Here is a 14,758-nt window from a genome sequence, read left to right on the forward strand (position 1 = left end):
CGAGCGACGCGGCGCTGCCGAACGGCACAGCCGCACCGGACACGGAGACGGCGCCGACTGCCACCGCCACTGCCACAGCCACCGCCACCGCCACCGCCACAGCGACGGTCCCGGGCTCGCCGACCGCCCCTGTTTCACCGGGTGCCAGCACCGAAGCCCGTGATGTCGAGGAGCCTTCCCCGGTCTACTTGTCGGTGGACCTCACTGTCGCCGGCGATCCGACAGCACGGACCGGGCGAGTCCACGGCACCGCGCCGGGGCAGGCCGTACTGACCTTCGACGCAGTGGTGGACCGGGTGCGATTCCCCACCGATCCCGACCGCTCAGCCGTCGCAGTGCACACACCGGTCACCGTGCTCGTCCGGGCCCAGGACATCGCCGCCTGGCGCGGACTCGTCCCCTCGACCAGGGTGTCGGCAGACGTCCGCGCCACCGCCCCCGGCGAGCGCGACCACGACTCGGCAGCTCGACTCGTGGCCCTGGGCCCGCCGCACGTGCTGGCTCCGCCCGGCCGGTCGCAGCAGCTCGCGGCGCGGCTGCGAACAGGCCTCCGTGAGGCCTCCGACCACCTGTCGCCGGACATCAGGGGCCTCCTGCCGGGTCTGGTGGTGGGTGACACCTCGCGTCTCCCCGACGACCTTCGCGAAGCCTTCCGAGCCACCGACCTCGGCCATCTGACCGCTGTCAGCGGAGGGAATCTCGCGATTCTCCTCACCGTCCTGCTCGGCGCACCACGCAGGGAGGACGAAGAGGGCCGCGGCGGCCTGGCCGGGCTGCTCGGCCTGTCCATTCGGACGACTGCGCTCGTCGGCACCGGCCTGACACTCGCCTTCGTGACCGTCTGCCGTCCCGAGCCCAGCGTCCTCAGAGCGGCCGCCACCGGCCTCCTCGGACTGCTCGCCCTGGCCACCGGACGTCCCCGCCAAGGCGTACCGGCCCTCGCCGGAGCGGTCCTGCTCCTGATGCTGCTCGACCCTTACCTCGCCCGCTCCTACGGCTTCCTGCTCTCCACCCTCGCCACCGCGGGACTTCTCACCCTCGGCCCGCGTTGGACGGAGGCACTGTGCCGCAGAGGCTGGCCGACGACCCTCGCCACCGCAGCCGGCGCCACCGCGGCCGCCCAGGCCTTCTGTGCCCCGGTCACCGTCCTGCTCGCGCCGCGGGTGAGCCTGGTGGCCGTCCCCTGCAACCTGCTCGCCGAGGCAGCCGTCGCCCCCTCCACCCTGCTCGGCTTCGCGGCGCTGACAGTGGCACCGTTCGCCCCGGGCCTAGCCCGCCTGCTCGCGGACCTCGCAGCCGTTCCCACCGGATGGCTGGCGGCGGTTGCCCGACACGGTGCCGCGGTGCCCGGGGCGCTGCTGGACTGGCCCGACGGCCTGATGGGGGTACTCCTGCTGGCCGCCACCATCGTGGCCCTGTGCTGGGGCGTACCCCCGTTGCTGGCAGTGCGGCGCGCTGCCCCTCGCCGGATCCGAACCGCCTTGGCAGTCTGCATCGTGCTGGCCCTCGCCGCCGTCCTCCTGCGTCCGCCCGCTGTCACCCGGATCGCCACCGGTTGGCCGCCTGCCGGTTGGCGCCTGGCCCTGTGCGACGTCGGTCAGGGCGACATGGCCGTGCTCCCGACCGGCGCCGACACCGCCGTGGTCGTGGACACCGGTCCGGACCCGACAGCCGCCGACAACTGCCTGCGCGAACTCGGCATCACCAGGATCCCGCTGCTGATCCTCACTCACTTCCACGCCGATCACGTCGAGGGTCTGCCCGGTGTGCTGCGCGGGCGCACGGTCGCTGCGCTCCAGGTGACCCTGCTGGGCACGCCACCCGGCGAGCAGGCCCGTGTGCTGCGATGGGCCTCGGCCGCAGGCATCCCGGTACTGCAGGCCCGCCGCGGGGAGCACCGCACCGCCGGAGAGTACCTCGCCTGGGACGTCCTCTGGCCTGACGACACCCTCGGACCGGCCACCCCGGGAGCCAACAACGCCAGCGTCGCACTGCTCGCCACCGTGGGTCCGCCGGGGGACCGGCTACGGCTCGCCCTGCTCGGCGACCTCGAACCACCCGCCCAAGCGGCACTCCTGCAGCGAGGCCCGCCGGGTCGGGTCGACGTCCTCAAGGTGGCCCACCACGGTTCGGCCAACCAGGACTGGGACCTCACCAGTGCGCTGCGCCCGTCACTGGCACTGATCTCCTGCGGCCAAGACAACCCGTACGGGCACCCGGCCCCGCACACCGTCGACCGGCTGACCGCACTCGGCGCCACCGTGCTGCGAACCGACCGGGCCGGAGACGTGGCCGTCCTCGGAGGCCACCGTCACCTGCAGGTGGCCACCCACCCCCACCTCCACCGGAGCTGACCTGCCATGACCAACTGCGCCGCCGACAGCATCGTGTACCGGATGACGGTGCCCCGAATGACCGTGCCCTGGGTGACCGTCCCCCGCACGGCCTCACCCCACCCGTCAGCACCGGGTGGCTCCGACAGGATCACGCCCCGGGCGTCACCGGACCTCGTCGTGCTCCGTGGCCGACCCGCGCGCGGTGGCGTCGAAGCGCTCGGTGCCGACCACTCGGAGCAACTCCAGGCATCCGGCCGCAGTGGTACCAGGTGCCGGCGTGAACAGCAGCAGCCTTTGGTCCTCGGTCGGCGTCAGCAGCGTCTCGCAGTCCAGACTGATCGGGCCGATCGTCGGGTGCACCACGCACATCCGGCTGGTCCGGCGCACAGCCACCTCGTGCAGCTCCCACAGCCGGGCGAACTCGTCGCTCGCGCCGGCGATCCGAGTCACCAGCGCCTCGGCCACGGCATCCCGGGACCGCCGGGCCACCGCGGCCCGCAGGTCGGCGACATGCACCCGGCTCCAGTGGTCGCGCTCCTCCTCCGGGTACGCCTGGCGGACCGTCGGGTCGGTGAACCAGCGCCAGACCACGTTGCGCTCGTCCTCGCGCAGCGAGCAGACACTGCCGAAGAGCGCGGTGGCCATGGCGTTCTGGGCGAGCAGATCGCCGAGATCGCTGACGATCTGAGCCGGCGTCTCCTTCAACTGGTCCAGCAGATGGAGCAGAGCCGGGCGGACGTGCTCCCCGGCCTGCCGCCCGGCCGGCGGCCGGTGGCCCGCCAGCAGGTGCATGTGGTCCCGCTCGTCCTCCGAGAGACGCAGCGCCCGGGCGAGCGCGGTGAGCATCTGGACGGACGGCTGCGGGCCGCGAGCCTGCTCCAGGCGCGTGTAGTAGTCGGCCGACATACCGGCGAGCTGCACGACCTCCTCGCGGCGGAGGCCAGGGGTACGGCGACGCAAGCCGCCCGGCAGCCCGACGTCCTGAGGGCTCAGCCGCTCGCGGGAGCGGCGAAGGAAGTCTGCAAGCTCACGGCGGTCCATCTCCATGATCCCCATGATGGGGCGACAGGACCGCGGGTAGCCAGGGTCTGCCGATACCACCCTTCCCCTGCCGGACATGACCGCCACGGAGCATGCGGGCGACGCCGGCCCAAGCCGGCCCCGGACTCCCTCGGCCGGCCCCGTCAGCGCACTGTGCCAGCTCCCACCATCAGCCGGCACCGTCAGTCGTCTCGGCCAGCCCTCGCCCCTGGATCCACCCCTGGCCCACCCGCCTGCCCGCCCTCAAGCCGCCCACCCACCAGTACACGGTTCACCCCTCAGTCCTCCTCGCGCCAGCCGTCCTGGGCATCCGCCACGGTGTCGAGTTCTGCAAGCTGGGCAGGGGTCCAGCCGTCTTCGGGGGCCTCGAACACCAGCAGCCACTGGGCGTCCTCGGCATCGTCCTCACCGGCAAGCGCATCCCGGACGAGCTCAGGGTCATCGAGGTCCGGGCAGCGGGCGACGAGGTCCTCGCGGGCCTCCTCGGCGGCGTCGCGGTCGGGCAGGACGAGTAGCTGGCGGGCATGGTTCTTGATCACCGCACCATTCTGCAACCGGCCCCGGGGCCGTACGGTCCGGGGGTGTCACCGCCCCGTGCGATCCTGGTACGCGATGGCCAGGAAGAGTGCACCCCACGACCTGCTCGCCCCGCTGACCCTCGCGGTCGGCCAGGAAGAGCTGCTGCTCGACCGCGCAGTGGCCGAGGTGGTGGCCGCCGCCAAAGCCGCGGACGCCGACACCGACGTCCGGGACCTCGCGCCCGGTGCTCTGCAGCCGGGCAGTCTCGCCGAGCTGACCACGCCCTCGCTCTTCGCCGAGCGGAAGGTGATCGTCGTCCGGGCCGCCCAGGACCTCTCCGCCGACTCGGTGAAGGAGGTCAAGGCGTACATCGAATCGCCCGCCGACGAGGTGATCATGATCCTCGTCCATGCCGGCGGCGCCAAGGGCAAGGGTTTGCTGGACGCGGCGAAGAAGGCCGGCGCCCGCGAGGTCCAGTGCCCCAAGCTGACCAAAAGCAGCGACAAACTCGCCTTTGTCCGCAACGAGTTCCGCCAGCTCGGCCGCTCGGCGGGGCCGGAGGCCTGCCAGGCACTGCTGGATGCACTCGGCAGCGACCTTCGCGAGCTGGCAGCCGCATGCAGTCAGCTGACGGCCGACATCGAGGGAACGATCGACGAAGCAGCGGTCGCCCGGTACTACAGCGGCCGGGCCGAGGCCACCGGCTTCGAGGTGGCCGACCTCGCGGTGACCGGCCGCGCGGCGGAGGCGCTGGAACGGCTTCGTTGGGCACTGGCGGTGGGCCAGCCGCCCACCGGCATCACCTATGCGCTGGCCTCCGGCGTCCGGAGCATCGGCCGACTGGCCACCGCCGGCCGATCGATGCGCCCGGCCGACCTGGCCCGCGAGCTCGGCATGCCGCCGTGGAAGGTCGAGCGCGTCCGCCAGCAGATGCGCGGGTGGACGGGCGACGGTGTGGCCGCCGCCCTGACCGCTGTCGCAGAGGCGGACGCCGCCGTCAAGGGCGGTTCCGACGATCCGGCCTACGCCCTGGAACGTGCCGTGGTCGCCGTCGCCCGCGCGGCCCGCTCAGGCGCCCGCCAGTACTGACACCGGCCCCTTCCGGGGCGCCCGACAGTACCGGAGACCGGCGGTACCGCCGGTACTGCCAGGACCGGCAGTACCGGCAAGTACTGGCGACGGCCCCATGCTGACCCTCGTCCGTGCCCGCGGCCTGCGGTAGCCGGGTGGCGTCCCGCTCACGCGAACGATCAGGCGCCGCCGCTGGCCCTGCCGCCGAATCAGCCGCCGAGCGCCCGCAGCACCGCCCGGCTGTCGACCACCAGTGCCTGCCGGATCTGCTCCCGGTCGGGTGCCGTCGTCTTGCCCTCCTGGAACGACCCCGACCAGCTCAGGTAGTACGTCAGGCCACGGTCCCGCACGTACAGCACATGGGTGAGGTAGTGCCAGCTGGAGTCCGAGCTGCTCGGATCGTCCAGGTAGCCGAGGTACGCCTCCTGCCCGAGGTCGGGTACCGAGGTGATCTGGTACTTCCGCTGCTGCAGCCCGGACCGCTGCGCCTCGAACTCGGGCTCGGGGTCGACGGCCTTGTGCAGCTGCGCCTCGACGTACAGGGACACGTAGTCGGTGTCCGCCCCGGTCTTCTTGAGGTACTGGCTGCAGTACATGTCGTCGAGGGCGGGGTGCCGGGTCGCGTAGTGGTACGGCTTGCCGTACTGCGAGGGGTAGAGCTGCTCGAAGGAGGCCAGCTTGGCCGTCGTGCAGATGTCGCTGACCAGGTGGTACGGGCCCGTGCCCGGTGCCTTGCGGCCGGTGGCCACCAGCGATGGCACGGTGAGCACTGCGGCGGCCCACACGGCGGACGCGACCAGGACGCCACCCACCCCCCACAACAGCCCTCTTCGAGCACCGCCCCCGTTCGGACGTCCTGCCCCGGGACCCCCGCCGCCGGGAGCAGCCACACCGGCCCCGGTCGCCCCGCCGGGTACGGTCACCCCGCCGGGGCCGGAGATCCCACCCGGTCCGGCAACCCCACCGGGTCCGGCCGTGCTGACCGCGCCGCCGAATCCGCTGTAGGGGCCGGGCCCGTACGGGCCGGGTCCGGTGGCGCGGGAGGCCCCGGCGTGCGGTGGCGGCGGTGGTGTCGACATCGGAGCCCCCAGTGGCCGTCCGGCGAGATGGTAGGACCGAACCATACCGGTCAGTGGGTCGTGACAGAGAGTCGCCATTCGGCCGCACCGCGTACCAGCTCCGCCGCCAGATCCTCCCGTCCGAGGCCGACCTTCTCGTCGAGACCGATCGGGTCGAGGGCTGAAACGCCGATTGCCCGCCCGGTGGGGACCGGACGGGCAATCGGGGAGGTGCCGGCGGGCCGGCTCCTCGGTGGAGCTGTGTGTACCGCACCCGCGTGGCGAACGCAGGCCGCGTGCGGTACGGAGTCGTGCATCTCGGAGCTCCGGGTAGAGGGCCGGTGCGGTCCGAGAGGTGGGTGGTCGGCGGGAGCGGGTAGAGGGCCGCGATCGCGCCGACCTCCGGGTCGTGCCCGGGGTGCCGTCACCGCCAGGGGCGGCACGGCGTCCGCGAAAATCAGGCGGCGTTGACCAGCTTGGTGATCGCCGACTTCTTGTTGGCGGCCTGGTTCTTGTGGATGACGCCCTTGCTGGCGGCCTTGTCGAGGGCCTTGGCGGCCTCGCGGGCCAGCACGGTGGCCTTCTCGTTCTCGCCGGCGGCAGCAGCCTCGCGGGCCTTGCGGATCGCGGTCTTCAGCGAGGACTTGACGGCCTTGTTGCGCAGGCGCGCCTTCTCGTTGGTCTTGTTGCGCTTGATCTGGGACTTGATGTTCGCCACGAATGAGCCTCAGTCTGTGTGGAACGGTCTCGACGGTTGCACCGAAGCGGCTCCGGACCAGCTGAGAGGGCATGCCGAAACCAGGTGCAGCGCCCCACGCTACCAGGGGCGGTCGACCGTCCCCAAACCGGACGCCCCGCCGCGACGGACGGTCACACCGGGCGGACGGTCACACCGGCCGGGCGGCCACACCGTGCGGGCAGTCGCACCGGGCGGACGGTCACTCCAGGGCGGACGGCCCCCGTCGCGGCGGACAGCCTGCCGGGGCCAGGACGAACGCGCCCGCCGTCCCCGTCCCGGCTCCTGCCCCCTACCCCTGCGAGTCCCAGATCCCGCCCTTGTCACCCGTCTGATAGCCGGTCCGACGGCCGGACCGGCTGTGCCGTGAGCACAGGGTCCCCGTAGTGCTCCACCACCGGGAACGGCTCGTAGAAGTGGTGCAGTAGTTCCCCCCACCGCCGGTACTCGGCGGATCCGCGGAAACCCTCGGTGTGGTCGGCCAGCGTCTCCCACTCCACCTGCAGCAGGAAGCGGGAAGTGGCCCCCTCGTCCAGGCAGCGTCGCAGCTCCAGCGAGCGGAAACCGCGTTGGACGGCGATCAGCGGCCGGGCCTCGGCGAAGGCGGCGAGGAAGGCCTCCTCCTCGCCGGGGCGGACGTCCAGCAGCGCACTTTCGAGGATCATGGACGGCCATCCTTCCGGATCCGCGCACCGTCCGGAAGGCCCGTTCAGGCCCACCCCGGCCACACGCAGGCGCTCACCCCAAGGGTTCCACTCGGGCGTTCACCCCGGGCCCCGAGCGGCCCCACGCGGTCCCCGAGCGGCCCCCACCCGGCTCGCCGCCACAGCGCCTCGGGCTCGTGGGAGGATAGGGAGAGCCATTATCGATCGGACGAGACCGTCCGGTCCCCGGGAAGCCGGTCAGCGATGACCCGGACACCCCGGCCCCCGGACCACACGGAGAATCGGACCAAGGTGCCCGCGACCCCCAGCAATGTGCCAGAGCCCAGCCGGACCGACCCGGCGGTGATCCGCAACTTCTGCATCATCGCCCACATCGACCACGGCAAGTCGACGCTCGCCGACCGGATGCTGCAGATCACCGGTGTTGTCGACCCGCGGCAGATGCGCGCCCAGTACCTCGACCGCATGGACATCGAGCGCGAGCGCGGCATCACCATCAAGTCGCAGGCCGTCCGCCTCCCGTGGGCGCCGAAGACCGGCGCGAACGCGGGTACCACGCACATCCTCAATATGATCGACACCCCGGGCCACGTGGACTTCACGTACGAGGTGTCCCGCTCCCTGGCGGCCTGCGAGGGCACCATCCTGGTGGTCGACGCGGCCCAGGGCATCGAGGCGCAGACCCTCGCCAACCTCTACCTGGCGCTGGAGAACGACCTCACGATCATCCCGGTCCTCAACAAGATCGACCTGCCGGCCGCCCAGCCCGAGAAGTACGCGGCGGAGATCGCGCACATCATCGGCTGCGACCCGGAGGACGTGCTCAAGGTCAGCGCCAAGACCGGTCTCGGCGTCGAGGACCTGCTGGACCACATCGTCGACAACATCCCCGCTCCGGTCGGCGTCAAGGACGCCCCGGCCCGCGCGATGATCTTCGACTCGGTCTACGACTCCTACCGCGGCGTGGTCACCTACGTCCGTGTCGTCGACGGCCAGCTCACCAAGCGCGAGCGCATCGCGATGATGTCCACCGGCGCCACCCACGAGCTGCTGGAGATCGGCGTCATCTCGCCGGAGCCGAAGGTCGCGGACGGCCTGGGCGTCGGCGAGGTGGGCTACATCATCACCGGTGTGAAGGACGTCCGGCAGTCCAAGGTCGGTGACACGATCACCTCCATGCACAAGGGCGCCACCGAGGCGCTGGGCGGCTACAAGGACCCGCGCCCGATGGTGTTCTCCGGCCTCTACCCGCTGGACGGCTCGGACTACCCGCTGCTGCGCGACGCCCTCGACAAGCTGCGCCTGAACGACGCCGCGCTGGTCTACGAGCCGGAGACCTCGGTCGCCCTCGGCTTCGGCTACCGCTGCGGCTTCCTCGGCCTGCTGCACCTGGAGATCATCCGGGAGCGCCTGGAGCGCGAGTTCAACCTCGACCTGATCTCCACCGCCCCGAACGTGATCTACCGGGTGGTCATGGAGGACGGCACCGAGCACACCGTCACCAACCCGAGCGAGTTCCCCACCGGCAAGATCGCCGAGGTGTTCGAGCCGGTGGTGCGCGGCACCATCCTGGCGCCGAACGAGTTCGTCGGCGCGATCATGGAGCTCTGCCAGTCCCGCCGCGGCAGCCTGCAGGGCATGGACTACCTCTCCGAGGACCGTGTCGAGCTGCGGTACACCCTGCCGCTCGCGGAGATCGTCTTCGACTTCTTCGACCAGCTGAAGTCCAAGACCCGCGGCTACGCCTCGCTGGACTACGAGCCCATCGGCGAGCAGTCCGCCAACCTGGTGAAGGTCGACATCCTGCTGCACGGTGACGCGGTGGACGCGTTCTCCGCGATCGTTCACAAGGACAAGGCCTACAACTACGGCGTCATGATGGCGGGCAAGCTGCAGAAGCTGATCCCCCGTCAGCAGTTCGAGGTGCCGATCCAGGCCGCCATCGGCTCCCGGGTCATCGCCCGCGAGACCGTCCGTGCGATCCGCAAGGACGTCCTCGCCAAGTGCTACGGCGGTGACATCTCCCGCAAGCGGAAGCTGCTGGAGAAGCAGAAGGAGGGCAAGAAGCGCATGAAGATGGTTGGCCGGGTGGAGGTCCCGCAGGAGGCCTTCATCGCCGCGCTGTCCACCGACGCGGAAGCCCCCAAGGAGAAGAAGTAGCGGCAGCAGACTGCAAACGGCGGAGGCCGCCGCCCGGGTCGACCGGGCGGCGGCCTCCGCCGTTTCCGCACAAAGGGCCTCTCCCCGCACGGGAGGGCACGCTCACTTCACGTGCGTGAGCTTCTCCGGGTTCACCACCACGTACGCCTCGGCGATCCGGCCGTCCGTGACGGTGAAGGCGATCACGCCGGCCACCACGCCCGGCGAGGAGTGGATCACCAGGCCGAGCTCGCCGTTGACCTGGGCGAAGGCGACCGTGGCCTCGGCGGTCATGAACTTCGCCACCAGGCCAGCCACCAGCCGGGAGACCCGGTCCGCGCCGACGATCGGCCGCACGCCCGCGCTGACCACGCCACCGCCGTCCGAGTGCCAGACGACGTCCGGGTCGAGCACCGCCAGCAGCGCCTGGAGGTCGCCGCCAGCCGTGGCCGCGGCGAAGGCGCTCACCGCCTGCCGGTGCTCGGCCGGATCGACGGTGCTCCGGCGGCTGCCGTCCTTGACCCGCCGCCGGGCCCGGGAGGCGAGCTGGCGGGCCGCCTCCGGGCTGCGCTCCAGGGTGGCGGCGATCTCGTCGAAGCCGACCGAGAAGATGTCGTGCAGGACGAAGGCGGCGCGCTCGGCCGGGCTGAGCTGCTCCATCAGGGTGAGCACCGCCATCGACACCGATTCGCCGAGCTCCGCGAGGTCGGCGGGGGAGGACTCGTCGGCGACCAGCGGTTCGGGCAGCCACTCGCCGTAGTACTCCTCGCGGCGCACCCGGGCCGAACCGAGCTGGTCGTAGCAGAGCCGGGTGACCACGGTGGAGAGGAACGCGCGGGGCTCGGCCACCGCGGCCCGGTCGGCGGACTGCCAGCGCAGCCACGCCTCCTGCAGCACGTCCTCGGCGTCGGCCACCGAGCCGAGCAGCCGGTAGGCGACGGCGCCCAGGTAGCGCCGGTGGGTCTCGAACGGGTCGGCGAGCGCCGCATCGGTGTCGGTCACCCCGCCACGCTAGCGCGATCTTCCCCGAGCAGGTCGGACGTCCGCCGCACCTGCGGCCATGACCTGCCCCACAACGGCAGAGCCCATGGCGGCAGCACCCGCTGCAACAGCGCCCCACGGCAGCAGCAGCCCCGCAGCACCGGGCCCCGGACACACGTCGGGGGAGGTCCGGCGACCCCGGATCTCCCCCGACGATCAAGACGCCCGCCGCGGCGGCGAGGGCTCAGTCGACCTCGGCCACCGCCTCGGCGAACTGCGCCTGGTAGAGCCGGGCGTACGCGCCCTCCGCCTCGATCAGTTCGTCGTGCGAGCCCTGCTCGACGATCGAGCCGTTCTCCATCACCAGGATCACGTCGGCGTCCCGGATGGTGGAGAGCCGGTGCGCGATCACGAAGCTGGTGCGGCCGGTGCGCAGCCGTGCCATGGCCTTCTGGATGAGCACCTCGGTGCGGGTGTCGACCGAGCTGGTCGCCTCGTCCAGCACCAGGATGGACGGCTGGGCGAGGAACGCCCGGGCGATCGTGATCAGCTGCTTCTCGCCCGTGCTGACGCCGGTGCCCTCGTCGTCGATCACGGTGTCGTAGCCGTCCGGCAGGGTCCGCACGAAGCGGTCGACGTGTGCGGCCTTCGCGGCCTCCACCACCTGCTCGCGGGTGGCGCCCGCGGCGCCGTACGCGATGTTGTCGGCGATGGTGCCGCCGAACAGCCAGGTGTCCTGGAGCACCATGCCGATGCCGGAGCGCAGCTCCTCGCGGGACATCGCGGCGATGTCGACCCCGTCGAGGGTGATCCGGCCGCCGCTGACCTCGTAGAACCGCATCAGCAGGTTGACCAGCGTGGTCTTGCCCGCGCCGGTCGGGCCGACGATGGCGACGGTCTGGCCGGGCTCGACCTTCAGCGACAGGCTCTCGATGAGCGGCTTCTCGGGCTCGTAGCTGAAGGCGACGTCCTCGAAGGCGACCCGTCCGGCCAGCTCGGCGGGGCGCTCCGGCATGGCCGGCTCCGGGGTCTGCTCGGGGGCGTCGAGCAGTTCGAAGACCCGCTCCGCGGAGGCCACGCCGGACTGCACCAGGTTCGCCATCGAGGCGACCTGGGTGAGCGGCTGGCTGAACTGCCGGGAGTACTGGATGAAGGCCTGCACGTCGCCGATGGAGAGCGCACCGCTCGCCACCCGCAGACCGCCGACCACCGCGACCAGCACGTAGTTGAGGTTGCCGATCAGCATCATGGCCGGCTGGATTATTCCGGAGATGAACTGGGCCCGGAAGCTGGAGTTGCAGAGTGCCTCGTTCTCGCGGCGGAAGATCTCCGCGGCCTCCTTCTGGCGGCCGAAGGTCTTCACCAGGGTGTGCCCGGTGTACATCTCCTCGATGTGCGCGTTGAGGGCGCCGGTCGTCTTCCACTGGGCGACGAACTGCGGCTGCGCCCGCTTGCCGACCCGGGCGGCGACCACGACCGACAGCGGCACCGAGATCAGCGCGATCACGGCCAGCAGCGGGGAGATCCAGAACATCATCCCCAGGACGCCGACGATGGTGAGCAGGGAGTTCACCACCTGGCCGGTGGTCTGCTGCATGGACTGGCCGATGTTGTCGATGTCGTTGGTGACCCGGCTGAGCACCTCGCCGCGGGGCTGCCGGTCGAAGTAGCTGAGCGGCAACCGGGCGATCTTCGCCTCGACGTCGGCGCGCAGTCGGAAGACCGCCCGCTGGATGGCGGTGGTGGCGAGCCGTCCCTGGAGGATGCCGAAGACGGCGGAGACCACGTAGATGGCCAGTACCCAGAGCAGCACGGTGCCGATGGCGTCGAAGTCCATGCCCTGGCCGGGCGTGAACGGCACGGTGGAGAGCACGTCGGCGATGCCGCCCTGGCCGTCGTGCCGGAGCTCCGCCAGTGCCTGCTGCTCGGACATGCCGGCCGGGAAGCGGGAACCGACCACGCCGGCGAAGATCAGGTCGGTGGCGCGGCCGAGGACGTACGGGCCGGCGACCGCGCAGCCGATGCTGACGGCGCCGAGCGCGAGCACGCCGCCCAGCAGCCGGCGTTCGGGGCGGAGCGTGCCGAGCAGCCGCCGGCCGGAGCCCTTGAAGTCCATGGACTTCTCGGCGCCCTGGCCGCCCATGAAGCGGCCGGGGCCGGCCGGGCCGCGCCGGGCGGCGGCCTCCTGCGAGGCGCTGCGGGGCTTCTGACCGGGGGTGGTCACGCCGCCTCCTGTTCGGTGAGCTGGGAGAGGACGATCTCCCGGTAGGTCGGGTTTTCGGCCATCAGCTGGTGGTGGGTGCCGATACCGACCACGGCGCCCTCGTCGAGGACGATGATCCGGTGGGCGTCGCGGATGGTGGAGACCCGCTGGGCGACGATGACGACCGTGGCGTCGGAGGTCTCGGTGGCCAGGGCCCGGCGCAGCTTGGCGTCGGTGGCGTAGTCGAGGGCCGAGAAGGAGTCGTCGAAGAGGTAGATCTCCGGCTTGCGGACGAGCGCGCGGGCGATCGCCAGGCGCTGGCGCTGGCCGCCGGAGACGTTGGAGCCGCCCTGGGAGATCGGGGCGTCCAGGCCCTCCGGGAACTTCTCGACGAACTCCTTGGCCTGGGCGGTGGCCAGCGCCTCCCAGAGTTCCTCGTCGGTGGCCTCGGGCCGGCCGTAGCGGAGGTTGGAGGCGACGGTGCCGGAGAAGAGGTAGGGCTTCTGCGGGACGACGCCGATGACCTCGGACAGCCGGGTCGGGTCGATCTCCCGGACGTCCACGCCGTTGACCAGCACCTGGCCGCCGGTGGCGTCGAAGAGCCGGGGGACGAGGCCGAGCAGGGTGGACTTGCCGGAGCCGGTGGAGCCGATGATCGCGGTGGTCTCGCCGGGGCGGGCGAGGATGTCGATGCCGCGTAGCACGGGGGCCTCGGCGCCGGGGTAGCGGAACTCCACGTCGCGCAGTTCCAGCCGGCCGCGGCCGTCGAGCTCGGTCACCGGGGCGGTGGGGGCCGCGATGCTCGACTCGGTGGTGAGGACCTCCTGGATGCGCTCGGCGCAGACCTCGGCGCGCGGCACCATCATGAACATGAAGGTGGCCATCATGACGCTCATGAGGATCTGCATGAGGTAGGAGAGGAAGGCCGTCAGCGCGCCGATCTGCATGCCGCCGCTGTCGATCCGGTGGGCGCCGAACCAGAGCACGGCGACGCTGGAGATGTTCACCACGGACATCACGGCGGGGAACATGAACGCCATCAGGCGGCCGACGCGGAGCGACACTTCGGCGAGGTCCTGGTTGGCGCCGCCGAACCGCTCCTGCTCGTGACCGTCCTTCACGAAGGCCCGGATCACCCGGATGCCGGTGATCTGCTCGCGCAGGATGCGGTTGACGCCGTCGATGCGCTGCTGCATGCCGCGGAACTGCGGGCGCAGCTTGCGGACCAGCAGGACGACGACGATGCCGAGCAGCGGGACGACGGCGAGCAGCAGTGCGGAGAGCGGGACGTCCTGGTTGAGCGCCATGACGATGCCGCCGACGCACATGATGGGTGCGGCCACCATCAGGGTGAACGCCATCAGCACCAGCATCTGGATCTGCTGGACGTCGTTGGTGGTGCGGGTGATCAGCGAGGGGGCGCCGAACTGGCCGAGCTCGCGGCTGGAGAAGCCCTGGACCCGGTCGAAGACGGTGGCACGGAGGTCCCGCCCGATGCCCATCGCCGTCCGGGCGCCGAAGTAGACGGCGCAGATCGAGCAGACGGCCTGGGCGAGCGAGACGGCGATCATCACGCCGCCGATCTGCAGGATGTAGCCGGTGTCGCCCTTGATCACGCCGTTGTCGATGATGTCGGCGTTCAGCGTGGGCAGGTACAGGGCACCGATGGTGGAGACGAGCTGGAGCAGGACCAGCAGCAGGATCGGTTGGCGGTAGGGCCCCAGATGGGCCCGCAACAGTCTGATCAGCACCGTGACACTCTCGTCCTCGACGCGGATGCGCGCATCCTCATTTAGGTCTACTCGCGACTGGGTATTTCGTGCTAGGACCGCCTCAGTCGCCGGGGCGGATCCTCCTGCACTGCAGCTCCGGCGGTGTGCCAGCTGTCCGGACCCCCTTACGGAACGGCCGATCACGCCCTAGGCTGCTGCCTGGTTCTTGTTACTTGCTGGTTAACAAGGCGGGCCGGGCCCGGTCGCCCCCACGGCCGCCCGTCCCTCACCCTCGGC

General features: G+C 71.3%; 11 protein-coding genes. 3 read left to right on the forward strand and 8 right to left on the reverse strand.

What is annotated here, in order from left to right:
* Positions 1–296 precede the first annotated feature (296 nt).
* Entirely contained in the window at positions 297–2,354 is a 2,058-nt protein-coding gene (locus tag KSNIM_RS25340) for a ComEC/Rec2 family competence protein (RefSeq protein ID WP_263105434.1), read from the forward strand.
* Between the two features lie 144 nt (positions 2,355–2,498).
* On the opposite strand, the gene KSNIM_RS25345 is transcribed toward KSNIM_RS25340, so the two are convergent.
* Both KSNIM_RS25345 and KSNIM_RS25350 read right to left on the reverse strand, forming a co-directional pair.
* On the reverse strand, positions 2,499–3,383 hold the full coding sequence (locus KSNIM_RS25345; protein WP_263105435.1) for a helix-turn-helix transcriptional regulator: 885 nt from the start codon (positions 3,381–3,383) through the stop codon (positions 2,499–2,501).
* A gap of 272 nt (positions 3,384–3,655) precedes the next feature.
* Positions 3,656–3,916 carry a hypothetical protein gene (locus KSNIM_RS25350; RefSeq protein WP_263105436.1) on the reverse strand — a complete coding sequence of 87 codons (261 nt, stop codon included), beginning with the start codon at positions 3,914–3,916 and terminating at the stop codon, positions 3,656–3,658.
* A gap of 73 nt (positions 3,917–3,989) precedes the next feature.
* Here KSNIM_RS25350 and holA point away from each other — a divergent pair, with 73 nt between their 5' ends.
* The gene (gene holA / locus KSNIM_RS25355) at positions 3,990–4,985 is read left to right on the forward strand and encodes a DNA polymerase III subunit delta (RefSeq protein WP_263105437.1); all 996 of its coding nucleotides are present in this window, start codon (positions 3,990–3,992) and stop codon (positions 4,983–4,985) included.
* 191 nt (positions 4,986–5,176) lie between these two features.
* On the opposite strand, the gene KSNIM_RS25360 is transcribed toward holA, so the two are convergent.
* The 3 genes from KSNIM_RS25360 to KSNIM_RS25370 all read right to left on the reverse strand — a co-directional run bounded on the left by KSNIM_RS25360 (position 5,177) and on the right by KSNIM_RS25370 (position 7,426).
* Complete coding sequence (locus KSNIM_RS25360) at positions 5,177–5,728, reverse strand: hypothetical protein (protein ID WP_263105438.1); 552 nt, start codon at positions 5,726–5,728, stop codon at positions 5,177–5,179.
* A 754-nt stretch (positions 5,729–6,482) separates the two neighbouring features.
* Positions 6,483–6,743, reverse strand: coding sequence for a 30S ribosomal protein S20 (gene rpsT, locus KSNIM_RS25365; protein ID WP_030270581.1), 261 nt, complete (start codon positions 6,741–6,743; stop codon positions 6,483–6,485).
* Positions 6,744–7,084: 341 nt separating this feature from the next.
* Positions 7,085–7,426, reverse strand: coding sequence for an antibiotic biosynthesis monooxygenase family protein (locus KSNIM_RS25370; protein WP_263105439.1), 342 nt, complete (start codon positions 7,424–7,426; stop codon positions 7,085–7,087).
* Positions 7,427–7,717: 291 nt separating this feature from the next.
* Between KSNIM_RS25370 and lepA the strand changes: the two genes are divergently transcribed.
* Entirely contained in the window at positions 7,718–9,586 is a 1,869-nt protein-coding gene (lepA, locus tag KSNIM_RS25375) for a translation elongation factor 4 (RefSeq protein WP_263105440.1), read from the forward strand.
* 102 nt (positions 9,587–9,688) lie between these two features.
* On the opposite strand, the gene KSNIM_RS25380 is transcribed toward lepA, so the two are convergent.
* The 3 genes from KSNIM_RS25380 to KSNIM_RS25390 all read right to left on the reverse strand — a co-directional run bounded on the left by KSNIM_RS25380 (position 9,689) and on the right by KSNIM_RS25390 (position 14,500).
* Positions 9,689–10,567, reverse strand: coding sequence for a sigma-70 family RNA polymerase sigma factor (locus KSNIM_RS25380; RefSeq protein ID WP_263105441.1), 879 nt, complete (start codon positions 10,565–10,567; stop codon positions 9,689–9,691).
* A gap of 223 nt (positions 10,568–10,790) precedes the next feature.
* Complete coding sequence (locus KSNIM_RS25385) at positions 10,791–12,689, reverse strand: ABC transporter ATP-binding protein (RefSeq protein WP_263108108.1); 1,899 nt, start codon at positions 12,687–12,689, stop codon at positions 10,791–10,793.
* A 77-nt stretch (positions 12,690–12,766) separates the two neighbouring features.
* A complete protein-coding gene (locus KSNIM_RS25390) occupies positions 12,767–14,500 on the reverse strand; it encodes an ABC transporter ATP-binding protein (protein WP_263105442.1) in 1,734 nt (577 codons plus the stop codon).
* Positions 14,501–14,758: the final 258 nt, after the last annotated feature.

It is taken from the genome of Kitasatospora sp. DSM 101779 (assembly GCF_025655475.1).
Lineage (GTDB): Bacteria > Actinomycetota > Actinomycetes > Streptomycetales > Streptomycetaceae > Kitasatospora.

Bases quoted from the DNA above. Each gene is read 5' to 3' on its own strand.
- KSNIM_RS25345 (WP_263105435.1), bottom strand. From the start codon at position 3,383: ATGGAGATGGACCGCCGTGAGCTTGCAGACTTCCTTCGCCGCTCCCGC.
- holA (WP_263105437.1), top strand. From the start codon at position 3,990: ATGGCCAGGAAGAGTGCACCCCACGACCTGCTCGCCCCGCTGACCCTC.
- KSNIM_RS25370 (WP_263105439.1), bottom strand. From the start codon at position 7,426: ATGATCCTCGAAAGTGCGCTGCTGGACGTCCGCCCCGGCGAGGAGGAG.
- KSNIM_RS25385 (WP_263108108.1), bottom strand. From the start codon at position 12,689: ATGGGCGGCCAGGGCGCCGAGAAGTCCATGGACTTCAAGGGCTCCGGC.